The following is a 25,089-nucleotide window of genomic DNA, read 5'->3' on the forward strand; positions in this document are numbered from 1 at the left end:
ACCCTAACCCTCTCCCGGGGGGAGAGGGGACTGATTGGGGGATATTGGAGATTTACGCCGACTTGAGCGTCCTGCTGTGAATCCATAATCGACTCGGATTTTCAGGTCGATGTATGACGAAGCACGCCTCGGTCGGTCCCCTCTACCTCTGGGAGAGGGCTAGGGTGAGGGCAGGCGGTCTGAAGCCTTAAGAAAGCTCAGCGCCAAGCACAACGCTGAGCGCACTACGCGCATCATCCAGCTGCACCAAAGTCGCATGGCGCGCACCCAGCGCATCACGATTTTCGATCGCCGTCAGAATCGCCTTATGCCGCGGCAATGCCAATTCATGCAAATTCGGCCGCTGGTTGGAATGCTTCAACGCCTCGGCAATCGCCACTGCCAACATGTTGCACAGGTTCGCCAGCAAATCATTGTGCGTCGCATCGGCGATGCGGCTGTGGAAATCCAGATCCGGCTGCAACAAGGCTTCCGGCGTCGGCGCCGCTTCCATGCGTTGATACGCTTCATTGATCGCGGCAATGTCGGCATCGGTTGCATGCTGAGCGGCGAGGGCGGCGGCTGCCGGTTCGATGATGCTGCGCACGCTGGTCAGCACATTGAAGAATTCATTCTGCGGGCTGCTTTGCATCAGCCAGTGCAGCACGTCCGGGTCGAGCATGTGCCACTCGCGGCGCGCCTTGACCACCGTGCCCACGCGCGGCCTGGAGTACACCAGACCCTTGGCCACCAGCACTCGCGTGGCTTCGCGCAACACCGGACGACTGACCGCGTATTCCTCGCAGAGCAGGGCTTCGGCGGGCAGTTTGTCGTCGGGCTTGAAGCGTCCGGAGACGATCTGCATGCCCAATTCCTGGACGATGCGCGAGTGCATGCTTTTACGGTCGGAGGGTTTGCGGTAATCCATGGGGAACGGCGCGATCCTGAGCGATGGAGATGCCGCGCATCATAGCAGGCACGGCACAATCTTGAGGCAGACACACAAGCCAAATGTGGGAGCCAGCCCTGCTGGCGATAGCGGTGTGTCAATCAACGGGAGACTGACTGACAGGCCGCAATCGCTAGCAGGGCTAGCTCCCACAGGGATTCGCATTCCCATGTAGGAGCTGCCGCAGGCTGCGATCTTTTGCTCTTAATGTGAATGGCGCGGCACTTCAGCCCCTCGGCAACCAACCAGGAAGTCAAAATCACAACCCTGATCCGCCTGCAGCACATGGTCGATGTACAGCTGACGATAACCCCCCACCAGCAATTGCTGCGGCGGTTGCAGATCGGCCATGCGCGCGGCCAGTTCGGCATCGGAAATATCCAGATGCAGACGGCCGCTGGCGCAATCGAGTTCGATCCAGTCGCCTTCCTTCACGGTCGCCAGAGGCCCGCCCGCGGCCGCTTCCGGGGCAACGTGCAAAACCACCGTGCCGTATGCCGTGCCGCTCATGCGCGCGTCAGAGATGCGCACCATGTCAGTCACGCCTTGGGCTAGCAGCTTGGCCGGCAGGCCCATGTTGCCGACTTCGGCCATGCCTGGATAACCCTTCGGCCCGCAGTTCTTCATCACCAGAATCGAGTCTTTATCGACGTCCAGCTCAGGATCATTGATCCGCGCCTTGTACATGTCGAAGTTCTCGAACACCACCGCGCGACCGCGATGTTGCATCAATTCAGCGGTGGCGGCGGACGGCTTGAGCACTGCGCCCAACGGCGCCAGGTTGCCGCGCAACACGCAAATGCCGCCGTCGGCGCGAATCGGATTGTCGAGAGTGCGGATCACCTCGTCTTCGCCATAAATCGGCGCGTCCTTGGTGTTCTCGCTGATGGACTTGCCATTGACGGTCAGTGCATTCGGATTAGGAATCAGATTGGCTTCGCCGAGGCGACGCAGCACCGCTGGCAAACCACCGGCGTAGTAGAACTCTTCCATCAGGAAACGCCCCGACGGTTGCAGGTCGACGATGGTCGGCATGCCGCGACCGATGCGGGTCCAGTCATCCAGATCGAGCTCGACGCCAATGCGTCCGGCGATGGCTTTCAAGTGAATCACCGCGTTGGTCGAACCGCCAATGGCCGCGTTGACGCGGATGGCGTTTTCGAAAGCTTCCTTGGTGAGGATCTTCGACAGTTTCAAATCTTCGCGCACCATCTCTACCGCACGCATGCCGGACATATGCGCCAGCACGTAACGACGCGCATCCACCGCAGGGATCGCCGCGTTGTGCGGCAGCGAAGTGCCCAGTGCTTCAGCCATGCAGGCCATGGTCGACGCGGTGCCCATGGTGTTGCAGGTGCCCGCCGAACGCGACATGCCGCCCTCGGCCGCGAGGAAATCGTCAATGGTGATGGTGCCGGCCTTGACCTGTTCGCTGAGCTGCCAGACCACGGTGCCGGAGCCGATGTCCTTGCCTTTGTGCTTGCCGTTGAGCATCGGCCCGCCGGTGACGACGATGGCCGGCACGTCGCAACTGGCCGCGCCCATCAGCAACGCCGGAGTGGTTTTGTCGCAACCGGTCAGCAGCACCACGCCGTCGATAGGGTTGCCGCGAATCGCCTCCTCAACGTCCATGCTCGCCAGGTTGCGGGTGAGCATGGCGGTCGGGCGCAGGTTCGATTCGCCGTTGGAGAACACTGGAAATTCCACAGGGAAACCACCGGCCTCGATCACCCCGCGTTTGACGTGCTCCGCGATCTGGCGAAAGTGCGCGTTGCACGGCGTCAGTTCCGACCAGGTGTTGCAGATGCCGATGATCGGCTTGCCGTGGAACTGATGGTCGGCGATGCCCTGATTCTTCATCCAGCTGCGGTACATGAAGCCGTTCTTGTCGGCCGTGCCAAACCATTGGGCGGAGCGCAGGGTGGGTTTCTTATCAGACATGTTCGATTCTCTTATTGTAAGACTATTGTTTACGAGCTGACGCTTAATCTAAGCTCAAAATCCGCGCTTTGGAAGTGTTGTTGGGTAATTAGTATTACTATATAGTCGTTTTCGACGGAGGGATGGCCCTGGCTGTTTTGGCGAGAGGCGTCCCCCGAGGTTCTATAAAAACAACAATCGGAGACCGATCTCATGAGCCAGGAACTGCGGCTTATCCGGCGCATCACACTGAAACTGATTCCCTTCCTGATCCTGCTGTACCTGATCGCCTATGTGGATCGCTCCGCTGTTGGCTTCGCCAAACTGCACATGGGCGCCGACATCGGCATCGGCGACGCGGCCTATGGCCTGGGCGCCGGGCTGTTTTTCATCGGTTACTTTCTGCTGGAAATTCCCAGCAACCTGATGCTCGAACGCTTCGGCGCGCGGCGCTGGTTTGCACGGATCATGATCACCTGGGGCGCGATCACCATCGGCATGGCGTTTGTTCAGGGGCCGCACAGTTTCTACGTGATGCGCTTCCTGCTCGGCGCCGCCGAGGCGGGCTTCTTCCCCGGCGTCCTCTACTACATCACCCAATGGTTCCCGGTACGCCATCGCGGCAAGATTCTCGGGCTGTTCATTCTGTCGCAACCAATCGCCATGATGATCACCGGCCCCGTGTCTGGCGGTTTGCTCGGCATGGACGGCATTCTCGGTCTGCACGGCTGGCAGTGGTTGTTCATTGTCATCGGCACCCCGGCGATTCTGCTGACCTGGCCGGTACTGCGCTGGTTGCCGGACGGCCCGCAGCAGGTGAAGTGGATGGATCAGTCTGAAAAAGACTGGCTGACCGGTGAGCTGAAAAAGGATTTGCAGGAATACGGCCAGACCCGTCACGGCAATCCGCTGCACGCGCTGAAAGACAAACGCGTGTTGCTGCTGGCGCTGTTCTATTTGCCAGTGACCCTGAGCATTTATGGTTTGGGCCTGTGGCTGCCGACGCTGATCAAACAGTTTGGCGGCAGCGACCTGGTGACCGGATTCGTTTCTTCGGTACCGTACATTTTCGGGATCATCGGTCTGCTGATCATTCCGCGCAGCTCTGATCGCTTGAACGATCGCTACGGCCATCTCGCCGTCCTTTATGTGCTCGGCGCAATCGGCTTGTTCCTCAGTGCCTGGCTGTCGTTGCCGGTGGCGCAACTGGCGGCGCTATGTCTGGTGGCGTTTGCGTTGTTTTCCTGCACAGCGGTGTTCTGGACCTTGCCCGGACGGTTCTTTGCCGGCGCCAGTGCGGCGGCGGGCATTGCGTTGATCAACTCGGTGGGCAACCTCGGCGGCTACATCGGCCCGTTCGTGATTGGCGCGTTGAAGGAATACACCGGCAATCTGGCTTCGGGGTTGTACTTCCTTTCGGGCGTGATGGTGTTCGGGCTGGTGCTGACCGGCATCGTTTACCGCGTACTTGAGCGCAAACATGTGTTGCCAGTCGACCAGTTCGCCGCCAGTGCGCGCGGTGCGACCCGAACCTGACGCCTATGGATCAATTACCACCCCTGTGGGAGCTGGCTTGCCAGCGATGACGGCGGCACATCCAACATTGATGTGTCAGACAGGTTGCTATCGCTGGCAAGCCAGCTCCCACAGGGTTTTGCGGTGTTTCGGAATTATGGATAAAGGAGAGGACATATGCATCTGGTTCAATTCGAATTAAGCAACCGCGAACGCCGCGTCGGCGTGGTCGACAACGGTCAGGTCCGTGAAGTCCAGGACGCCCGCAGCGTGCGCGATCTGGCACTGGCAGCCATCGAAGCCGGCAACACCCTCGAGCAGCAAGTGCAGACACTCGGCCTCGGCATCAGCCACGACTACGCCGAACTGCTCGCGCAACTGCGCATCCTGCCGCCGCTCGATCACCCGGACCCGGCGCACATGCTGGTCAGCGGCACCGGCCTGACGCACCTGGGCAGCGCTTCGGCGCGGGACAAAATGCACCAGCAGGCCGGCGACGAAGCGGCGATGACCGACACCATGCGCATCTTCAAATGGGGCGTGGAGGGCGGCAAACCGGCGGCGGGGCTGGCCGGTGTGCAGCCAGAATGGTTCTACAAAGGCGACGGCAGCATCGTCGTGCGTCCGGGGCAACCGTTCCCGCTGCCGCCGTTCGCCGAAGACGCCGGTGAAGAGCCGGAAATGGCTGGCCTGTACATCATCGGCAACGACGGCAAGCCTTATCGCCTCGGTTTCGCAGTGGGCAACGAGTTCTCCGACCACGTCATGGAACGCAAGAATTACCTGTACCTTGCGCACTCGAAATTGCGCAGTTGCAGTTATGGTCCGGAACTTCGCACCGGTGAATTGCCTCAACACCTTGCCGGCACCAGTCGAATCCTGCGTGACGGCGAAGTGCTCTGGCAGAACGAGTTCCTCAGCGGCGAGGCCAACATGTGCCACAGCCTGGCGAACCTCGAATACCACCACTTCAAGTACAGTCAGTTCCTGCGTCCGGGCGACGTGCATATTCATTTCTTCGGCACTGCGACCCTGTCGTTTGCCGATGGCATCCGCACCCAGCCGGGCGACACCTTCGAGATCAGCCAGGCCGACTTCGGCGCACCGCTGGTCAACGGCATCGTCCCGGTTCCGGCGGCTTTTGAACCGGACAGCATCGGCACCCTTTAAGGAGATCCCATGACTCAGATTCTCGGTCACAACTACATCGGCGGTCAGCGCAGCGCGGCTGGCACGGTCAAATTGCACTCGGTCGACGCCAGCACGGGCGAAGCCCTGCCGCACGACTTCACTCAGGCCACGGCGGAAGAAGTCGACGCCGCCGCCAAAGCCGCCGCTGCGGCTTACCCGACTTACCGCAGCCTCAGCGCCGAACGTCGCGCGCAATTCCTCGACGCGGTTGCCGATGAACTCGACGCCCTCGGCGATGACTTCGTTGCCGTGGTCTGCCGCGAAACCGCGCTGCCGGCCGGGCGCATCCAGGGCGAACGCGGTCGTACCAGCGGGCAAATGCGTCTGTTCGCCAAGGTCCTGCGTCGCGGTGACTTCTATGGCGCACGCATCGATCAGGCACTGCCGGATCGCCAGCCGCTGCCACGTCCGGATCTGCGCCAATACCGCATCGGCCTAGGCCCGGTCGCCGTGTTTGGCGCGAGCAATTTCCCGCTGGCGTTTTCCACCGCTGGCGGCGATACCGCTGCGGCACTGGCCGCCGGTTGCCCGGTAGTATTCAAGGCTCACAGCGGCCATATGGCCACCGCTGAGCTGGTCGCCGACGCAATCATTCGCGCCGCAGAAAAAACCGCCATGCCGGCGGGCGTGTTCAACATGATCTACGGTGGCGGCGTCGGCGAGTGGCTGGTCAAGCATCCGGCAATCCAGGCGGTCGGCTTTACCGGTTCGCTCAAGGGTGGTCGCGCACTATGCGACATGGCCGCTGCGCGCCCGCAACCGATCCCGGTGTTCGCCGAAATGTCGAGCATCAACCCGGTGATCGTGCTGCCGCAAGCGCTCGCTGCACGTTCGGAAACTGTTGCCCGCGATCTCACCGCTTCGGTGGTGCAGGGTTGCGGTCAGTTCTGTACCAATCCGGGTCTGGTGATCGGCATTCGCTCACCGCAGTTCAGCGCATTCGTGCAACAGGTTGCCGCCGCGATTGGCGATCAACCGGCGCAAACCATGCTCAATGCCGGCACCCTCGGCAGCTATGGCAAAGGTCTGGAAAAACTCCTGACGCATTCGGGCATCGAGCATCTGGCCGGCAATCCGCAGCAGGGCAACCAGGCGCAGCCGCAGTTGTTCAAGGCTGATGCCAGCCTGTTGATCAACGGCGACGAAGTGCTGCAGGAAGAAGTCTTCGGTCCGACTACGGTCATCGTGGAAGTGGCCGATCAGGCACAACTGAGCGCAGCGCTGCACGGCCTGCACGGTCAATTGACCGCGACGATCATCGGTGAGCCGGCTGATTTCGAGCAATTCGCCGAACTGACGCCGCTGCTGGAACAAAAGGTCGGGCGCATTCTGCTCAATGGTTATCCGACCGGTGTCGAAGTGTGCGATTCGATGGTGCATGGCGGGCCATACCCGGCGACGTCCGATGCGCGCGGCACTTCGGTGGGCACGCTGGCGATCGATCGCTTCCTGCGCCCGGTGTGCTTCCAGAACTACCCGGACAGCTTGCTGCCCGAGCCGCTGAAAAACGCCAACCCGTTGCGTATCCAGCGTCTGGTGGATGGCAAGCCATCGCGTGACGCGATCTAACCAGCAGCGCAATCCCTGTGTAGGAGCTGCCGAAGGCTGCGATCTTTTGATCTTGTTGTTAAAAGCAAAAATCAAAAGATCGCAGCCTTCGGCAGCTCCTGCACAAGGGGCAGGGCGCCATGAGCTATCATTGGCCCTTTCCCCCCTAGAAAGACTGTTTGCCATGACTGCCCAAACCCTTCTCAACGCCCTCGAACACTGCGGTATGGTCGAAATCGATGGCCTGCACGCCTTCGAATTCGCCCTCGACGAGGACGATAACCTGCACATTGAATGCATCGTTGGCCGTGAAGCGAAGTTCTGGGAATTTACCCCGGCGCAGGTCGCGGCGGCGACGTTCGATGAGACGCTGCAGAGCTGGCTGATCGTCGGTTACGCCAGTGATACCAAGACCACGGGCGAACATCGCCTGGTGTGTCTCGGCGGCATAGTCAGCAGCAGCGACGACGAGGATGACAATAATGAAAATGCGTAACTTCTGGCCTTTGCTGATGGCCGGCAGCGTCGGCGCGATGGGCCTTTCCAGCGCCTCTGCCGAAACCCTCCAATTGCTGGTCGGTTCCTACACTGCCGGCACCAGCGAAGGCATCTACCGCATGCAGTTCGACAGCGCCACCGGCCAGATCGACGCCAAGCCGCTGCAAGTGGTCAAGACCGAAAACCCTTCGTGGCTGACCCTCTCGAAAGACCAGAAGCGCTTGTTCGTGGTCAACGAAAACGGCCCGGGCCAGACTGACCCGGTCGGTCGTGTCAGCAGCTTCGCCATCGACCCGAAGACCCACGCCCTGAGCCTGATCAATCAAGTCCAGAGCCTGGGCAACGAGCCGACCCATTCAAGTCTCAGCGCTGACGCCAAACACCTGTTCGTCAGCAACTATTCGGTGATGGAAGATCCGGGCGGCACTTTGGCGGTATTGCCGGTCGATGCCGACGGCCAGTTGAAACCGGTGGTGCAGATGAGCGCGCACCCGGCCAGTCGGGTCAACCCTGAGCGTCAGGCTTCCAATCACGTGCACTCGACGGTGTCCTCGCCGGACGGCCGCTTCATGTTCTCCAACGATCTGGGCGCGGATAAGGTTTTCATCTATCAATACGATCCGAAGGCCAACCCGGACTTGCCGCTGACCCCGGCGAAAACCGCCTCGGTAACGTTGCCGGCCGGCAGTGGCCCGCGTCATCTGCTGTTCAGTGCTGACGGCAAGCATGCCTGGCTGACCATGGAAATGAGCGCGCAAGTTGCGGTATTCGACTACAACGACGGCGTGCTGACCCAGACTCAACTGGTCGATCTCGCGGCGGGCCAGCCGACCTCGGACAAGGCGGGCGCGGCGTTGCACGCCTCGGCGGATGGCAAGTTCCTCTACGTGAGCAATCGGGGCACGGCCAATCAGCTCGTCGTTTTCAGCATTGACCCGGCGACCGCTCAGCTCAAGGAGCTGCAAAAGCGTTCGGTGGAAGGGGATCATCCGCGCGAGTTTGCCCTCGATCCGAGCGGCAAGTTCGTCTTGATCGCCAACCAGAAGAGCAACCAGATTGTCGTCGTCGAGCGTGACGCCAAGACCGGTCTGCTCGGCAAAACCGTGCAAAAACTGCCGATGGACGCGCCGAGCGACCTCAAGTTTCTAGTGCGACAATAAGCCACAGGCCCCGGCGCACGGGGCCTGCATCATTGTATTAATTACACTGATAACGGCTAATGCTACAAAAGATTTCAAGCGAGCAGCCCTCGAGCGTTACGTTTGTTTCACGGCCCAACCGGGCAAACCAACCAAACGAACACGAGGGTTACCGCCATGAACTTCAATCTCTTCTCCGTAATCGCCGCTTCCGCCATCTCCGCCACCGTGGTATTGCCAGCCAGTGCCAACGTCGAAATCGCCAGCAAAAAATCCCATGCCCAGAGCTACACCCAGAAATACCTCCAACAAAGCGCCAACTTCTATGCCGCGCTGGATCACAAAACCCAAGCCTGAGCACACCGTTCCCCTGTAGGAGCTGCCGAAGGCTCGGGCCGCGTTCGGACGATCTTTTGATCTTGTTTTTCAAAATCAAAAGATCGTCCGAACGCGGCCCGAGCCTTCGGCAGCTCCTACGCGCGTGCGCGTTCTGCTCTCATAGGTTTTCTCTCGCTAGCAAATAGAGCGGCTAAATAATCAACGAAGCTGATGTTTACTATGGCAAACCCTGAGTGGTTGGCGCGGCTTTTTTGATTGATTCTGTGGGCATCGAAGCTTGCCCACGGGAGAACACCATGGCCAGCGCAATCCTCACTTCCGCCAAACGCGGCGCCTACCTGGCCATCGGTCTGTACCTGGCCGTGGTGCTGATCGTCAGCATCGGCGCGCAGATGGAGCACAACTTCGACGCTCCGATCGACGTCGCCCACCCAGGCATTCAGTTCGAACTGCGCTCGCAAAGCGTAATGGTCGATCGGGCTGAACTCGCGGGAGTCGGCGGCGCATGAAAGGTTACCGACTCTGGGTCATCGCCAGCCTTGCGCTGATGACCAACGGCGCGTCATTGCTGGGATTTTGGTCAAGGCTCGGTGGGCGGCCTGGCCCGGGCCATAGAGGCGAATCACAGCATCGCACATAACATCGAACGGGCGAACACGCTGGGGCTGCTGGCCGGCAATCCACCCGCCAGGATAGCCGTCGATTTTCTCGGCCCGTTTGAAGTGGATTGCATGGCGCTCGGCATGTGCCGGGCATTGGCATGAGCCCTGTAGGCGCTGCCGAAGGCTCGGGCCGCCTTCGGACGATCTTTTGATTTTTTAATAAACAAGATGCTTGATCGTTCCCACGCTCTGCGCTGGAGCGATCAGGCAAGTCGGGTCACTTCTTCATGATCGACGTGAACAGCTCGGACTCGAGGAACCGCTGCAACCACCCCTGCAAGCGAATATACGGCGTCTGCGCAAACCACTCGCGATCCACATGAGCAAACTGCCGGACGAACGGCAGCAGGGCGATGTCGGCGAGGCTCGGATGATCGGCCAGCAGATAATCGCGTCCTTCAAGCAGCTCATCCAGCTTCTGCAGAAATAGCGCCCCTTCAGCCCGATAAGCCTCCATCGGCTGCTCAGGATAACGCTCGGCATACTTGTAACGATTCAACGCTATTTTGAAGATCTGATCGTTACCCTGTATCAGCTTCTCCATCCACAGCGCCGCAAAAGAATCGCTGCTCAGCAACCAGTCATCCGGATCATTCTGCGCCAACGCCCAGCGCATGATCTGCAGACTCTCATCGATCACCACACCATCCGCATTCAGCACCGGCACCGTGCCTTTGGGCGATAGCGTCAGCATTTGCGCCGGTTTGTTCTTGAGGCTGACCTCAACGATGTCCACCGCTACGCCCGAATAACGCAGCGCCATCCGCGCACGCATGGCGTACGGACAGCGGCGGAAGGAATACAGCGTGTTCATTTCACCTCCAGCGTGCTCAAACCGTTGCCCAGACGTTGCACCTGAATCTGCACGGGAATTCGTTCGTGCATTTCCTGCACGTGAGAAATCACCGCGACCTTGCGGCCTTGGGCCTGCAAGCCATCGAGGGCATCCATCGCCAGTTGCAGCGACTCCGGATCAAGGCTGCCAAAGCCTTCGTCGATAAACAGTGACTCGATCTTCAGCGTGCTCGAGGCCATCGATGCCAGACCCAATGCCAAGGCCAGCGACACCAGGAACGTCTCGCCGCCCGACAGCGAATGCACCGAGCGCAATTCGTCGCCCATTTCCGTGTCCATCACCAACAAACCCAGCATGCTGCCGCCGCGTTTCAGGCGATAGCGTTTGACCAGTTGACGCAGCTGCACGTTGGCGTGATGCACCAGCAGATCGAGGTTGTAGGCCTGAGCGATCTTGCGGAAGGTGTCGCCGGTGGCCGAGCCGATCAGGGCACTGAGCCGCGCCCAACGTTGATACTCGGCATAAGCCTCAGCGATCTGCTGCGCCAATGCCTGATTGGCATTTTGCCGGCGCTGGTCCTCGACCTGCTCGGCGCGCAGTTCAGCACATTGCTGCTCACTGACGGCGAACTGGTTTTGCAGGTCGGCAAGGGCGCTGGCCAATTGTTCGGCATCAAGGTTGCCGTTGTGCTGCGCCTGATGATCGAGCAGACGCTGGTCGCGTTCTTGCACTAACACCTGAGCCTGTTCGATGGCTTTTTCGTTGTGCTGCAAACGCTGGCGCAGCTCGGTGAGTTGCGCATCGTCGACCTTCAGTAGCGATTCAAGACCTTGATCATCCAGCTCCGGATGACGGCTGCGCCAGTCGGCAAGCTTGCCGTGCAGGTCCTGATCTTCGGTTTGCAGCGCTTGCAAGCGTTCCTGCTGCGCCTTGAGTTCAGCACCGATCTGGACGAGTTGCGTCCGCACACTTTGCAGTTCTTGCGCGGTGCTGGCTTCGCTGCCGCGCGCCTGTTCGACCGCGTGTTCGAGCTGCTGCTGCCATTGCTCGGCGCTGCTGTGTTCGCCGAGCAGTTGCGTGAGTTGCTGTTGGCAAGTCTGCTGCTGCTCGGTCAGTGCGTTGAGTTGCGCTTGGGCGCTGTGCAACTGCTGCGCACGGGTCTGCTGACGGTCCTGTTGCTTTTCCAGCGTCTGCTGGCGCTGCAGTTGTTCGGCTTGTTCTTCCTTGTGCTGATCGAGCTGAGCCAGACGCTCGGCGATCTGCCGATCAAGTTGCATGAAGGTTGCGGCCGGTTCATGCCGCAATGCTTCGAGGGTGTCAGCGGGCAATAGACTGGCGAACGCGGCGAGTTCTTCGTCGAGACGCTGACGGTCGCTGCTCAGTTCGCGCTGCTGGTTGCTCAATTGCTGCGTGGCTTGCTGATGCGCGGTTTCCGCCTGGCGCAGTTGCTGGGTCAGGCGCGCGGCTTCCTGTTGCAGGGTGAGCAGGGCGCTCTGGCGCTGCTCGTCCTGGCTGATGCTCTGGTTCAGTTGCTCGTTTTGCCGGGTCAGCCAGGCGTCGCGCTTGTCCGCGTCCTGATTGAGCAACTGCGCTGCCAGCGGATGCGCCTCGAGGCTCGGCGCCAAGGCTCGTTGCTGCTCTGCCACTTGCTCCTGTTGCTGTAGCAGCTCTTTCTGCTGCGCGATCACGCCACCGACTTCGGCACGCAATTCGATGAGCTTTTCCTTGAGCTGATCGACAATCTGCTGTGCGTTGGCCTGCTCGCTTTCATCGTGGCGCCCGAGGCTTTGCAGCAGCGCTTCGGGCTGATGATACGGATGCTCGTTGCTGCCGCAGACCGGGCAGGGCTGATCGTCCTGCAACTGCGCACGCAGCTCTTCGACACTGGCACTGCGCGCCAGACGCTGGCGCTCGAGCAACTCGCGGGTGACGTTGAGGGTTTGTTCGGCGACAGTCAGTTCGGCTTTGGTTTTGACGCCGTCCTGCGTCAAACGCTCGCGTTCCTGCTGGGCGCTGAGCTGGCGTTGTTGCAGTTCGGCGCTGCGCTTGTCGAGGTCCTGCTGAGCGGCCCACAAGCGCGACAGATCTTCGAACGCGCGCAGTTGCTTGCGGTTGTCTTGCAGAAGTGTGCCGAGAAGGCCGATCTGTTCGGCGACGGCATCGGGCTCTGCATCAGCCTCCTTGAACAGCACTTCCAGTTGCTGTTTCTGCGCGGTCAGGGCTTGCGCGCTGCGAGCGGCGCTGTCTTCGAGGCTCGCCAGTTCCGTTTGGCCCTTATTCAAGCGATTGCCGATCAGCATCAGTTGTTGCAGGCGATCGCGATAGGCATTCCACGCATCGCTCAGCGGCGCCAGATGAGCGCTTTGCTCCAGCTCGCTGGCGATGCGCTGCAAGCGTTCGGCGGCCTCGCTCTGCTTTTCCTGCAAGGCCTGAATGGCATTCTGGCCGTCGTTGCAGGCTTGCTGCGCCGCGAGCTTGGTTTCGGCACTCTGTGCAACTTCCTTAACCAGACGAGCGAGGGTGCTCTGTTCCTCGAAGGCCTGACGCAACAGTGGCGAGTTCTCGCTTTGTCGTTGTTGCGCTTGACTCAGGGCGACTTTCGCGGTCTCGAGAGTTTGCTCCAGTTGCGTCTGGCGCTCGTTCAGTTCGGCGTGTTGTTGTGTGTGCGCGGTGATCTGCGCGGCCAACGGCGTCAGCAGCGTGTCGAGTTCGGTTTTGCGGGCGAACTGGTGCCGTTGCGGGGCCAGTTGCTCCAGTTGGCTCAGCTTGACCCGTTCGCCGGCCAGCGCTTGCCATTGCTGCTGCGCGCTGTGCAATTGCTCGGTGGCGGCTTGCTGCGAATCCTGCAACAGGCGCAAATCCTTGAGCCAGCTGTGCTGTTGTTCGAGCTGTTTGAGCTGCGCCTGTTGCGCTTTCATTTGCTGCTGTGCGGCGGCGCAGCGCTCGTCCAGTTCGGCGCGCGCTTGCGGCGTCAGCGGCGTAACGCCGGTGGCCTGATCCTGCAACAGCTTGTGCGCTTCGCGGGCCTCTTTGGTTTTGTCGAACGCGCGGCGGCCGAGGCGGGTGTACAGCGCGGTGTCGGTGAGTTTTTCCAGCAGTTCGCTGCGGTCGTTGTCGTCAGCCTTGAGGAACGCACTGAACTCGCTCTGGGCCAGCAGCACCGCGCGGGTGAACTGTTCGAAGTTCAGACCGAGCGCGGCTTCCAGTTGAGTTTTGTACTCGCCTTTCTGGCTGGCGAGCAGTTGATCCTGATCGATGTCGCGCAAGCTCTGGCGGCTGATCTGCAACTTGCCACCGGCCTTTTCGCGGGCGCGGTTGGCCTCCCAGCGCGCGCGATAGCGGCGCCCGTCGACACCGACGAAATCGACTTCGGCATAGCCTTCGCCAGTGCCGCGACGCAGCAGCGTGCGCGGATCGCCAGTGGCGATCTCGCCGTCGGCATCCGGGACTTTGGCGTCGCGGCCGGTGTTGTTCAAGCGCGGCACGGCGCCAAACAGTGCCAGGCACAACGCGTCGAGCAGGGTACTTTTACCGGCGCCGGTCGGGCCCGTAATCGCGAACAGACCCGCGCTGGCCAACGGTTCGGCGGTAAAGTCAATTTCAAACGGCCCGGCCAGCGAGGCAAGATTTTTCAAACGAATGGCGAGAATTTTCATGGCTGCTCGCCCTCCATTTGCACGTCCTGCAGCAGTTCAGCGAAGTCTTTCAGCGTCTGTTCGTCGACCTCGTTGCCGTAGTTGTCGAGCCAGGCACGGCTGAACAATTCCTGCGGTGTGAGCTGGTCGAGTTCGATCAAGGTGCTACCGTCATTGCTGCCATCGGCACCGCGGTTGCCAGCGTATTCAGCGGCGATACGCACCAGACGCACGGCTTTGCCTTGCAGGGCGTTTTCCACTTGATGACGCAGGTCGGGCTGTGGCTCGTCGAGTATCACGCGCACTTCCAGCCAGGGCTGACGCTGGGTTTCGGCGAGCAGGTCGATATTTGGCAAATCTGCCAGTTGCAGCAGAATTTCGACCAGAGGCGCCGGGCCGATGCGTTGCAGATTGACCGAACGCGGAATCATTTTCGGCTCGACGCTGACAAGCGTTTCGCCGTCGAGGACGACGTCGAGGATCTGATGCTGATAACCGATCTCCGAAAACGACAGCGGAATCGGCGAGCCGCTGTAGCGGATGCGCTCCTCGCCGTTGACCTTCTGCGGCTTGTGCAAATGGCCGAGGGCGACATAGCTGATGCTTTCGCCGAACAGGCTCGCGGGCAAGGCTTCGGCGTTACCGATGATCAGGCTGCGCTCGGAATCCTCCGACACCGAACCGCCGGCCATGTGCGCGTGGCTGATGGCGATCAGCGCCTGACCCGGCTTGCGTTTGGCGTTGGCCGCTTCGATCAGCCATTCATGCACCTGGCCGATGCCGCGCAGATAATTGTCACCAAGATGCGCGCCGGTCACCTCGGCCGGCCGCAGGAACGGCAGCGCCAGGCACCATGCGGCAATTTCGCCGGTTTTATCCGGCAACGGGAGCAGCAGGCGTTCGGCATCCAGTTGCCCGTCATCGAGCCACAAAACCCGGCCCAACGCATGGGTGCGCAACCGCCGCATCAATGGCGCGGGCAGTTCGATCCGCGAGCCGGAATCATGGTTGCCAGCGATCATTACGATGGTCAGCAGCGGCTGCTGTTCGTGAGCGCTGACGATGAAATCGTACAGGCGTTCCTGGGATTTCACCGGCGGATTGACCGTGTCGAAGATGTCCCCGGCGATCAGCAGCACATCCGGCTGCGCCAGTTGCAACTGGCGCAGCAGCCAATCGAGAAAACACGCGTGCTCGAAATCGCGCTCCTGGCCGTGCAGGTTTTGCCCAAGGTGCCAGTCGGAGGTGTGAAACAGACGCAAGGTGAACTCCGCTACAGAAAAGAGGTGATGGCCGCGAGGAATGATAGGGCGGCGAAATGAGGGAGAGTTTACAGATTATTGCACCGGTGGGGCTTGTCCCAGCGGTACGCCGCAGGTCATTTCGACGATTCAACATCCAAAGATCGTCCGCTCGCGGCCCGAGTCTTCGGCAGCTCCTGCACATAATTTGTAGGAGCTGCCGAAGGCGCGGGCCGCGATCAGACGATCTTTTGCTTTTACTTAGGATAAAGCGGCGGCAAGCCACTCTCACCCACGGGATCCTGCACGCGCTCGGCGGCAGGAATAGTGCGAATCGCCCGCCACAAATCCTCACCCTGCCAATGCTGCCCGGTCTCGCTATACAGCGCGCCGTTCAACCCATCCAGCGCATCCGATAACGGCACGAACCGCGCTGCCATGTCCGCCAGTGTTTCCGGTTGCTGCCGCGCCCACGCATCCAACGCCTGGCGCGTGGCATGCGGGTCGTTGGCCTGGCTGGCGCGTTTGATGTCATCCATTAACGTGCGTGGGCTCGGGCCGGTTTGCGCGGCGCGGTGGATCGCCGGTTGCCAGCGCGCGCGCCACCAGAGGCCGAAGCCGAGGAGGGTGGTGCAGGCGAGGATCAGGGTGCTGAGTTTCCACCACCACAGGGTGTCGTTGTCTGCCGTGCTTGGTTGCAGGGTGCCGGCCGGGGTGTCGATTTGCAGGCTCGGGTTGTTCGCCACTTGCAGGGTGCGCGCGGGCAGACTGCTGTGTTCGAGGTGGTCTTCGAAGGTGTTCCACCAGACCACGTCGACGGTTGGCAGATCGATCAAACCACTGCGGTTCGGCACCAGCGCTTCGCGTTCTTCGCGGCTGCCGACGATGCCCCGATCGCTGCTCTGGTTGCTCAGCACCGGTTGGTCGGGGTAACGGCGCAGGCCGTTGACGTCGGTGGCGGGCAGGGCCGGCAATTGCGAGCTGGCCAGACCTTCGACTTTCAATATCAGGCTGCGGGTCAGGGAGTCGCCGACCTGGGTGTGGTCCGGTTCCGGGCTCCAGCTTTCGCTGAGGCTGAGGCTGCGCGCCGGCAACCATGGTGCATCGACCGGGTAGGTCAGCGGTTTCGGTTTCACCGTCAGCGGGATCGACGCGGAGCTGACACGCATCAGTTTGCCTGGCTTCGGCCCCGAGGCATCCTGTGACGGCGCCGTATCGACCAGCGTGGCGCTGAACGTTTGCGGGGCGATCGTCAGCAGGCCGCTGTGTTGCGGATAGATCGCGTAGCGCATTTCGATCACGCCGTGGCGCAGGCCATTGATGTCTTTTTCATAGGTGCGCGTGTCGCCGAGCTGTTCGATGCGCGCATCGGCGATTTGCAGCGGGCTCAGGCTGCTGTCGTCATACAGCGACACCGAGTGGTAGATGCGCAGAGTCAAAATGGCCTGGGCCTGCACATAGACGCTGGTCTGATCGAGGCTGGCTTCGATGAACACTGGATCTAGGCCGTTCTTGTCTTCGCGGTTGTCACTGGCGATGACTTGCACGGTGATTGGCTGGCTCTGCGCTTCGCCCAACTGCAAGGGCGGGATGACCACGCTGCCGTTCTCTTTCGGCAGCAAAGTGATGATCCAGCGCGTGGTCGCGCGGTTGTCGCCGTTAAGGGTGTTGAGCTGGTTGACCTGGCGCGTGCCGCGCACCTCGAACAGCGGTTCCAGCGCCGACAGGTCAGGTTTGCCGAACTGGGTGACGTCGTCCGTTTCGAGGATGAGCTCGACCGTCTCGCCGGAGTTCAGGCGACTGCGATCCACGCTGGCCGACAGCTCGGCCGCCTGAGCAGAGGCCGTGCAGATCAGCAGGGGCAGCAAGAGAGCGGTGAAGCGGGTCATCGAGTGTTTTCCTGATCCTGATGTTGTTGCTGTTCGTACCAGAATTTGCGGCGCAGCAGTTCGCCCGGATCGTCCGGAATCTTCCCCAGCCATTGCTCCAGCGCCTGACGCTGTTCGCCCTCGAGATTGTTCTCGCTCGGGCGCAGCGTCGGCACGGTGTCGGTTTCTTCTTCCTCGGTGCTGCCCGGTACCTCGTTGGGGCCTGGCAGCGGCGGGGCGGTTGGCGGCGGTTCGCTGGCCGACTCGGTCGCTTGCGCCTCGCTCTGGGTTTCGCTGCTCACCGCCGGCGGGGGCGCGGTGGTAGGCGAAGGCTCATCGCCGCGCAGACTTTCTTCGTTTGGCTGGTTGTCCGGTTCGGGCGGCGGCGGGGCGTTTTTCTGCTTCAGCAGGTTTTCCACCAGCGCCTTGTTGGTCTGCGCCGGGCGCAGATCCGGTTGCAGCTCCAAAGCCTGTTCATAGGCGTCGATCGCCGCTTCCAGCTCACCGCTTTTCGCCAGGGCGTTGCCACGATTGTAGTGGGCGCGGGCATCGCTGCCCTCGGCGAAACGCTGGGCGGCGCCACTGTAGTCGCCGGCCTCGTACAACGCCACCCCTTGCCACTGATGATCTTCAAAATGCTGCGCGGCTTCGGCCGGGCGTTTCTGCTTGAGCAGGTGCAAACCCTGCTGATCCGGGCGCAACCACAAGTCTTCGAAATCGAAAGCGTAGCTCGGTTGCGGCAGGCACCACAGCAGCGGCAGACAGAACAGCCAACCACGGCGTCCGGCACAAGCGGCCAGCAACAGCAGCGGCAACAGCAGCCAATAACCCTGATCGGCCCAGGTGTCGAGGCGCACGGTCTGGCCGTCGTCGCGCAGGCTGCGCGGGCCATTGAGCAGACCAAGGGCGCCGAGATCGCCTTCGTCGAGACGCGCCGGATGGTACTCGCCGCCGACGCTGTTGAGGAAAGTCGCCAGACCGGGGCTGTCAAGTTGCGGCACACGGATCGCGCCTTGCTCGTCCTTGAGGAAGCTGCCGTCCTCCTGGGCAATCGGCGCACCTTCAGCGGTGCCGATGCCGAGCATCAGCAGTTGCGTCGACTCGCCATTCAGAGCGCGGCGAATACCGCGCCGTTCTTCTTCATTGAGCGACGAGCCGATCAACAGAATCCGTCCCTGACCCAGCGCGCCTTGCTTGAGCAACGCCAACGCTTTGCTCACGGCCAGGTCGGCGCGGTGACCGCTTTCCGGCATCAGTGACGGCTTGAGCGCGTCGAGCAGGTTGCGACTGGTCGCCAGGTCATCCGACAGCGGCACCAGCGTGTGCGCGCTGCCGGCATATACGACGATGGCGGTCTGCGCGTCGCTGCGCGCCTGCAACAGATCGAACAGCTTGCGTCGCGCCTGTTCGAGCCGTGTCGGTGGCGAGTCGGTGGCGAGCATCTCCGGGGTCAGTTCGAGCACGACAACCAGCGGATCGGCGGGTTTTTGGCTGGTCTGTTCGACGCGTTCCCAGCTCGGCCCGAGCAAGGCCAGGATGGTCAGCAGCCAAGCCACGCCGAGGGCGATCCACGGCAGTTTGCTCTGGCGCCCACTGCCGCCACTGAGCAGCGCAGCGTGAAATGCTGGCGGCAGAATCATCTGCCAGCGACCGGCGCGTTTCTGTCGGTGCCAGAGTTGCCAGATCAGCCAGCCGAGCAGCGGCAACAGCAACAGCCACCAAGGGCGGAACCAGTGCGGCCAGAGCGCGATCATCGGCGCCTCCGCAGACGCAAACGCTGCAAGCGCTCACGCCAGTCCGGCAGTGGACTTTGCAAATACAGTTGCTTGGTAAACAAGCGTTGCAGCGGATTGTCCGGCCACAGTTCGCGGACGACCAGCAACAGACTCAACCACAGCGCCAGCGCCAGAGGCCAGTGATACAAGGCTTGCGCCGGGCGCGCCTGGGTCGGTTGCTGTGTCACCGGTTCGAGTTGGTCGAGGGTGTCCTTGATCGCTTGCAGCTCCAAGCCGTCGTGGGCGCGGAAGTACTGGCCGCCAGTGATTTCGGCGATTGCCTTGAGCGCCGGTTCATCCAGATCAAGGCTCGGGTTCACACTGAGCAGGCCGGTCGAGCCGCTGTCCTCGGGATTGGCGCCGATGCCGATCGGGTAGATTCTGACGCCTTCGCTGGCAGCGAGTTTTGCTGCGGTCAGCGGATTGATTTCGCCGCCATTGTTGGCACCGTCGGTGACCAGAATCAGCACACGACTTTGCGCCGGACGCAGGCGCAGGCGTTTCAAGGCCAGACCGATGGCATCGCCAATCGCGGTATTTTTGCCGGCAATGCCGATCCGCGCCTCGTCGAGCCAAATGCGCACGGTGCGCCGGTCAAACGTCAGCGGCGCTTGCAGATAGGCCTGACTGCCAAACAGGATCAAACCGACGCGGTCGCCATCACGGCTTTCAAGGAAGTCGCCGAGCAAATGCTGCACCAGCGACAGCCGACTGACTTCTTCGTCCTGCCACTGCATGTCGGGAAAATCCATCGAACCGGATACATCCACCGCCACCAGCAGATCGCGGCCACTGGCGGCAATCGGCAACGGTTCGCCGAGCCATTGCGGGCGGGCGGCGGCGATCAGCAGGATCAGCCACAGCAGAATGAACGGCGCCTGCTGCCGCCAGGCCGGCAAGTTGGCGCGGGCGCGGCGGCGGGCGAGGCCTTCGAGATCGGCGAGGAAACTGACTTTCAACGCCGGCTCGCCGCTGTCGGCCACCGGCAAGACCAGACGCATCAGCCACGGCAGCGGCAACAGCAAGAAAATCCACGGCCAGGCGAACTCAAACATGTTTGCGAATCCACGTATCGACCGCTTGGGTCAGGCCGGCGATGGCTTTGTCATCGAGTTTGCATTCCGGTTTGTAGGCGCCTTCGACCAGCACCATCCAGCGCGTCAGACCGGCGGCGGGGCAACGGTTATCGAGAAATGCCAGCCATTTTCGGCCATTGAGCGTGTGGCTCTGGCTGTAGGGATAATGGTTGCGGCACAGGCGTTTGAGCAGGCCGTTGAGTTGCTGCAGCCACGCGCCGGCCGGTGCGCCATCGTACGGTTTGGGCATCTGCGCCAGTTCCGCGAGGGCGGCGATGCGCACTGGATCCAGCGGTTGCTCGGCGCGCACCACCGGGCGTTTCTTCATCGGGATGAAACGGCGCAGTTTCCACACAGCAAAGCCCAGCAGCGGCAGCAACAAAAGTAGCAACCACCAGCCGGGCGCCGGTGGCCAGAAGGCAATCGGCGGCGGCGAAATCAGCGGTTGCAATTGCTCAAGGCCGTTCATCGACCTTTCCCCGGACGCTGCGGGTTCAAGAACTCGCGCATCTGCTCGACCATTTCGCTTTGCGTACTCAGCGGCATCAGCAATACCCGCAGCTTCTGCGCGAGCAATTCCCAACGGGCAATGCGCGCTTCCGCCTGAGCGCGATAAGTCTGGCGCAGATCGAAGTTCAGCGTGTCGATTTCCAGTTGCGCGCCACGCTCGGCGAACCGCAGCAGGCCGGCGGCGGGCAGGGCGTGATCGAGCGGATCGGACAGCGGCAACATCAGCAAATCGCAATGCCGCGACAGCAGGCTCAGCTGTTGCTCGGCACTGTCGGAGAGCGCACGTTCATCGCAAATGACGATCGCCAGACTGCCCGGCCGCAGCACTTCTCGCGCCCGACGCAAGGCCACGCCGAACGCATCGCGATCCGGCTCGCGCTCGCTGTGCAGCGATTGATTGACCTTGACCAAACGATTGAGCAATTGCAGCAGGCTCTGTTTGCTGCGGCGCGGCTTGATTTCGTAATGCTCGTTGTCGCCGAACACCAGCCCGCCGACCCGGTCGTTGTGGCCGAGCGCGGCCCAGCCGATCAGCGCTGCGACCTGCGCCGCCAGCACCGATTTGAACATCAGCCCGGAGCCGAAAAACAGCCGCGTGCTTTGCTCGACCATGATGAAGATCGGCCGTTCGCGTTCTTCGTGGAACAGCTTGGTGTGCGGCTCTTGGGTGCGCGCAGTGACGCGCCAGTCGATGGTGCGTACGTCGTCGCCGGCCTGATAGACGCGCACCTGATCGAAGTCGACGCCGCGACCGCGAAATTTCGAGTGGTGCAAACCGATCAGCGGGCTGCGCTGACTCGGCGTGGAAAACAGTTGCACCTCACGCACGCGGTGACGCATCTCGATCAGTTCGGCGAGGCTGATGCGAATCCCGGGTTCGGAGGGCAGGGCGGCGTTCATGGGGGTCAAGCGACGGCGACGACGTCGAGAATCCGCTGCACCACGCGGTCCTGATCGATGCCGGCGGCTTCGGCCTCAAACGACAGAATGATGCGATGGCGCAACACGTCGAACAGCACCGCCTGAATGTCTTCCGGGCTGACGAAATCGCGTCCGGCCAGCCAGGCGTGGGCACGAGCGCAGCGATCAAGCGCAATCGAACCACGCGGGCTGGCGCCGTAAGCGATCCACTCGGCCATTTCCGGATCGAACTTGGCCGGGTTGCGCGTGGCCATGACCAGTTGCACCAGGTATTCCTCCACGGCGTCGGCCATGTACAAACCGAGGATTTCCTTGCGCGCGGCAAAAATCGCCTGCTGGCTGACCCGACGCTCGGGTTTGGTCTCGCCATTGAGGGCTTCGCCACGGGCCTGCTGGAGGATCCGGCGTTCAACGGCCGCGTCGGGAAAACCGATTTTCACGTGCATCAGGAAACGGTCGAGCTGGGCTTCCGGCAATGGATAGGTGCCTTCCTGCTCGATCGGGTTTTGCGTGGCCATCACCAAAAACAGCGGCGACAGCTCGTAGGTGCTGCGCCCGACACTGACCTGACGTTCGGCCATGGCTTCGAGCAAGGCCGATTGCACCTTGGCCGGCGCACGGTTGATTTCGTCCGCCAGCACAAGATTGTGGAAGATCGGCCCCTGCTGAAACACGAAGCTGCCGGTTTCCGGACGATAGATTTCGGTGCCGGTGATGTCGGCCGGCAGCAGATCGGGGGTGAACTGGATGCGATGGAACTGGGCTTCGATGCCCTCGGCGAGTTCTTTGATCGCTTTGGTCTTGGCCAGACCTGGCGCGCCCTCGACCAGCATATGGCCGTCGGCGAGCAGGGCGATGAGCAAACGCTCGATGAGTTTTTCCTGGCCGAGAATCTGCGTTGAAAGAAAGGTTCGCAGCGCCAGCAGCGCTTCACGATGTTCCATCGGTGACTGTTCCTGGAAAGGGTGGCCGCGGGCGTTCGAATAACGCCGGGGCTGGGGGCGTTACTTTAATCCATCGCGGGGGGCGGCGACTAACGGCATTTTGTAGAAAAGCGCAAAAGATCGCGGCTTTTGGCAGCTTTCCGGTCGGAATGCGATCCCCTGTAGGAGCTGCCGAAGGCTGCGATCTTTTGATCATTGCCAGCAGCAAATTTATCGGGTGACAGTTCTGGGTCTATCGCTGGCAAGCCAGCTCCCACAGGGACCGATGCGTTGCACCAATCGCAAGCACGCCGCCGAAACCTGTGGGAGCTGGCTTGCCAGCGATAGGGTCCTTCCAGGCGCCATCAAACCTCGCTGATGAACGTCCCGGTCCCATCGAGAATATTCTTCAAAGTCTCAACAACCTCATCGATATCCACCATATCCGGGTTGAAGCTGATCTCCAGCACATCATCCCCATTCAGCGCATCGGCGTCCGCCGCCGCGATTTCGATCTTCAGCAGGTTCGACGTCAGCGTGACCTTGACCCCGTCCAGCGTCGAAGGCTCGCCATCCAGAGTGATCTCCAGTTCATCCTCGTCCGGGTAGCGACTCATCAGGAACATATCGCCCTTGTCGCTGTGGCAGCAGAGCATGGCCATGTTGTCTTCTTCGTCATCGCATGGGTTGACGATGAGTAGGGCGGTGGTCATTTGCATGGGAGGCTTCCTGGGCAGCGGCGGCGCTGAATCTATTCAAAGGCGCGATTTTGCCAGTCTCCAGGCGTTTGCGCTGCGTGTATGTGCAAAAAGTGGCAAAGAAGGACAAATCCTTCACCCCGTTGCGCTCAAGGATGCGGAAAAATCCGTCGACAGCGTAGGGCAAATTCCGAGTAGTGCCGATCTTGGTTGAATCATGAGTTTTCGCTTGTGATCGCAACGCGTTTGCCGTTAATTTCGCCGCTCTCACGCAACGGATTGCGTCACGCCAATGAAAAAAAGGACCTCTTTCAATGCCTCAATATTTCGATCGTGCCGAAGAAATCCGGCACTTGTCTGACGAACAGATCGAGCAGGTCTACCAGCGCTATCTGGATGGCGAGAAAACTGCCGCGCTGATGGCCGAATTCAAGATTCCGTCAACGGTTCGCAGTCTGCTCAAGGTCTTGCCTCCAATCGTCAGTGACGAGCTCAGTTGTCCCTACTGCGATTTACCGATGTGGGTTCGCCGGCATGCAAGAGATACTGCGGTCGCGCTGCGACACCCGTTCAAGTGCGTACGTTGTGAGCACCAGCACAGCGTTGCGGGTGCCAATAGTCGACACGCCACGTGTAGTTGCAGCGAATGTTTCAAGTTACGCCAGCAGCAAGTCGCGGCACGGGCGGCGCGTGATCGTCTGGAGCTGGAGGCCCGTCATGGTGCGCCGTCCCCGGCAGTGCCATACGCGAACCTCGGCTTCGTGCAGAAGCTGACGTTGCTTGCCTTGCTGGACGACGGCTACGGTGCGCACGTCGAATGGATTGCGCCGTTGAATGCGCCATCCCGGGAAGAACCGCTCGCCCTGACCCACGAGGCTTGCGAAGAATTGCTCAAGGGACTCCACGAAAGCGGGGTGCTGGTCGTTTCAACGGAGTCCGACATCAAGGCGTTTGATCGCACCGAGGGCTGCAGCATCCGTGAGTACAGCGCCGTTCGCTGGCTGCCCAACGTCACGCTGGATGGTCCGGAGCGCAGCACGCGCGAGAATTTGTACCTCGCGCTATATCAGGAGTTGTCCGGCAATGTTCAGGCGGCCTGGAAGAGTGAGATCTATGCATTGATTTTCAGCCTGGCCCGTGAAGATTCGATTCAATACATCCGTGTGCTGGCCAGTGAAGTGGATTTCGCCTTCACCGCCGAAGCCCGCGCCGAGGAAGTGGTCGGGCAGCTGCTGCAGGACTTTTCCGTGAGTCAGCTGTATTACTTCGCCCGCCTTGCGGTCAGAAACGCCGCGCATTTCTATGCAACCGGCAATTCCAAGGGACGCAGCCATGCGTCCAACACCATTCCGCGCAATATGCTGGGCACGGCGCAGGACGCGCTCGCGCGCAACTGGCGCAAGAATGCCCATCGCGATCCCCGCGTGCCGCAGACGGCCATGCAGCGGTTGCTTTATGACGTGGTGCTCAGGGATTGCGGTGCGGGTTTTTCCAAATCGCCGGGTATGTACTGGCGTGACGAACTGGTTCCGCAGTTCTTTTGCGCCCTAGCGTTCGACAGCGATCTGGTCAGCCATTTGCGCCTGTTCTGCCGCGAGTGTGATTCGAGCAATATCGACGCCAGCATGGACAAGCAGATCCTGCAGACGATGTGCTACGACTGCGCCACTGTGAGCAAATTCAGGGCCTTCGAAGAGTTGCCGGACTGATCGGCGTCAATCGCTGGCGCTGAACCGGATGCGACGCTCAGGGTCGATTAAAGGGCCTTCAGGGTTTTCGTTTCCGGATATGTAACGTCATCGAGCATCGTTCTGGCACGAAAGTCCCGTGAAACCGGGGCGTCGAGCCTGCGTTTCAGCTCACGCCTGCTAGTGTTGAACCAGGCGAAACCCTTCATTTACGTGCC

General features: G+C 61.2%; 21 protein-coding genes and 1 pseudogene. 10 read left to right on the plus strand and 12 right to left on the minus strand.

Features of this window, described 5'->3' with window-relative positions; genetic code table 11:
* Positions 1-187: 187 nt before the first annotated feature.
* Both EL257_RS11320 and EL257_RS11325 read right to left on the minus strand, forming a co-directional pair.
* The gene (locus tag EL257_RS11320) at positions 188-907 is read right to left on the minus strand and encodes a FadR/GntR family transcriptional regulator (protein ID WP_126362566.1); all 720 of its coding nucleotides are present in this window, start codon (positions 905-907) and stop codon (positions 188-190) included.
* A gap of 225 nt (positions 908-1,132) precedes the next feature.
* A complete protein-coding gene (locus EL257_RS11325) occupies positions 1,133-2,869 on the minus strand; it encodes an IlvD/Edd family dehydratase (protein WP_126362568.1) in 1,737 nt (578 codons plus the stop codon).
* A gap of 192 nt (positions 2,870-3,061) precedes the next feature.
* Between EL257_RS11325 and EL257_RS11330 the strand changes: the two genes are divergently transcribed.
* The 8 genes and pseudogenes from EL257_RS11330 (at position 3,062) to EL257_RS11365 (ending at position 9,842) form a co-directional block, all read left to right on the plus strand.
* Positions 3,062-4,384: an MFS transporter gene (locus EL257_RS11330; RefSeq protein ID WP_126362570.1), complete on the plus strand. Its 1,323-nt coding sequence runs from the start codon at positions 3,062-3,064 to the stop codon at positions 4,382-4,384.
* Between the two features lie 156 nt (positions 4,385-4,540).
* Complete coding sequence (gene araD1 / locus EL257_RS11335) at positions 4,541-5,533, plus strand: AraD1 family protein (protein WP_126362572.1); 993 nt, start codon at positions 4,541-4,543, stop codon at positions 5,531-5,533.
* A 9-nt stretch (positions 5,534-5,542) separates the two neighbouring features.
* Positions 5,543-7,123, plus strand: coding sequence for an aldehyde dehydrogenase (NADP(+)) (locus EL257_RS11340; protein WP_126362574.1), 1,581 nt, complete (start codon positions 5,543-5,545; stop codon positions 7,121-7,123).
* A 163-nt stretch (positions 7,124-7,286) separates the two neighbouring features.
* Positions 7,287-7,598, plus strand: a complete 312-nt coding sequence (locus EL257_RS11345; RefSeq protein ID WP_126362576.1) for a DUF5629 family protein — start codon at positions 7,287-7,289, stop codon at positions 7,596-7,598.
* On the plus strand, positions 7,585-8,760 hold the full coding sequence (locus EL257_RS11350; protein WP_126362578.1) for a lactonase family protein: 1,176 nt from the start codon (positions 7,585-7,587) through the stop codon (positions 8,758-8,760). Before EL257_RS11345 ends, EL257_RS11350 begins: the two co-directional genes overlap by 14 nt.
* 156 nt (positions 8,761-8,916) lie before the next feature.
* Positions 8,917-9,096, plus strand: coding sequence for a hypothetical protein (locus EL257_RS11355; RefSeq protein WP_126362581.1), 180 nt, complete (start codon positions 8,917-8,919; stop codon positions 9,094-9,096).
* 278 nt (positions 9,097-9,374) lie between these two features.
* Positions 9,375-9,587: a hypothetical protein gene (locus EL257_RS11360; RefSeq protein ID WP_126362583.1), complete on the plus strand. Its 213-nt coding sequence runs from the start codon at positions 9,375-9,377 to the stop codon at positions 9,585-9,587.
* A pseudogene (locus tag EL257_RS11365) lies at positions 9,584-9,842 on the plus strand (hypothetical protein). Before EL257_RS11360 ends, EL257_RS11365 begins: the two are co-directional and overlap by 4 nt.
* A 115-nt stretch (positions 9,843-9,957) precedes the next feature.
* On the opposite strand, the gene EL257_RS11370 reads toward EL257_RS11365, so the two are convergent.
* From EL257_RS11370 to EL257_RS11415, 10 genes are all read right to left on the minus strand, one after another.
* On the minus strand, positions 9,958-10,554 hold the full coding sequence (locus EL257_RS11370) for a glutathione S-transferase (RefSeq protein ID WP_126362585.1): 597 nt from the start codon (positions 10,552-10,554) through the stop codon (positions 9,958-9,960).
* On the minus strand, positions 10,551-14,192 hold the full coding sequence (locus EL257_RS11375) for an AAA family ATPase (RefSeq protein WP_126362587.1): 3,642 nt from the start codon (positions 14,190-14,192) through the stop codon (positions 10,551-10,553). Before EL257_RS11375 ends, EL257_RS11370 begins: the two co-directional genes overlap by 4 nt.
* On the minus strand, positions 14,189-15,433 hold the full coding sequence (locus tag EL257_RS11380) for an exonuclease SbcCD subunit D C-terminal domain-containing protein (protein WP_126362589.1): 1,245 nt from the start codon (positions 15,431-15,433) through the stop codon (positions 14,189-14,191). The genes EL257_RS11375 and EL257_RS11380 overlap by 4 nt, the downstream gene beginning before the upstream one ends.
* Before the next feature lie 236 nt (positions 15,434-15,669).
* On the minus strand, positions 15,670-17,301 hold the full coding sequence (locus tag EL257_RS11385) for a BatD family protein (protein WP_126362591.1): 1,632 nt from the start codon (positions 17,299-17,301) through the stop codon (positions 15,670-15,672).
* A complete protein-coding gene (locus EL257_RS11390) occupies positions 17,298-19,034 on the minus strand; it encodes a vWA domain-containing protein (RefSeq protein WP_126362593.1) in 1,737 nt (578 codons plus the stop codon). The genes EL257_RS11385 and EL257_RS11390 overlap by 4 nt, the downstream gene beginning before the upstream one ends.
* Positions 19,031-20,110: a vWA domain-containing protein gene (locus EL257_RS11395; protein WP_126362595.1), complete on the minus strand. Its 1,080-nt coding sequence runs from the start codon at positions 20,108-20,110 to the stop codon at positions 19,031-19,033. The genes EL257_RS11390 and EL257_RS11395 overlap by 4 nt, the downstream gene beginning before the upstream one ends.
* A complete protein-coding gene (locus tag EL257_RS11400; protein WP_042606790.1) occupies positions 20,103-20,600 on the minus strand; it encodes a DUF4381 domain-containing protein in 498 nt (165 codons plus the stop codon). Before EL257_RS11400 ends, EL257_RS11395 begins: the two co-directional genes overlap by 8 nt.
* The gene (locus EL257_RS11405; protein WP_126362597.1) at positions 20,597-21,541 is read right to left on the minus strand and encodes a DUF58 domain-containing protein; all 945 of its coding nucleotides are present in this window, start codon (positions 21,539-21,541) and stop codon (positions 20,597-20,599) included. Before EL257_RS11405 ends, EL257_RS11400 begins: the two co-directional genes overlap by 4 nt.
* A gap of 5 nt (positions 21,542-21,546) precedes the next feature.
* The gene (locus EL257_RS11410) at positions 21,547-22,506 is read right to left on the minus strand and encodes an AAA family ATPase (protein WP_007913915.1); all 960 of its coding nucleotides are present in this window, start codon (positions 22,504-22,506) and stop codon (positions 21,547-21,549) included.
* Between the two features lie 344 nt (positions 22,507-22,850).
* Positions 22,851-23,204, minus strand: coding sequence for a hypothetical protein (locus tag EL257_RS11415; protein WP_126362599.1), 354 nt, complete (start codon positions 23,202-23,204; stop codon positions 22,851-22,853).
* Here EL257_RS11415 and EL257_RS11420 point away from each other — a divergent pair.
* Both EL257_RS11420 and EL257_RS11425 read left to right on the plus strand, forming a co-directional pair.
* Complete coding sequence (locus EL257_RS11420) at positions 23,203-23,397, plus strand: hypothetical protein (protein ID WP_126362600.1); 195 nt, start codon at positions 23,203-23,205, stop codon at positions 23,395-23,397. The genes EL257_RS11415 and EL257_RS11420 overlap by 2 nt on opposite strands.
* Positions 23,398-23,497: 100 nt before the next feature.
* On the plus strand, positions 23,498-24,892 hold the full coding sequence (locus EL257_RS11425) for a hypothetical protein (protein WP_126362602.1): 1,395 nt from the start codon (positions 23,498-23,500) through the stop codon (positions 24,890-24,892).
* Positions 24,893-25,089 lie beyond the last annotated feature (197 nt).

It is taken from the genome of Pseudomonas fluorescens, assembly GCF_900636825.1.
In the GTDB taxonomy this organism is placed as follows: Bacteria; Pseudomonadota; Gammaproteobacteria; order Pseudomonadales; family Pseudomonadaceae; genus Aquipseudomonas; species Aquipseudomonas fluorescens_BG.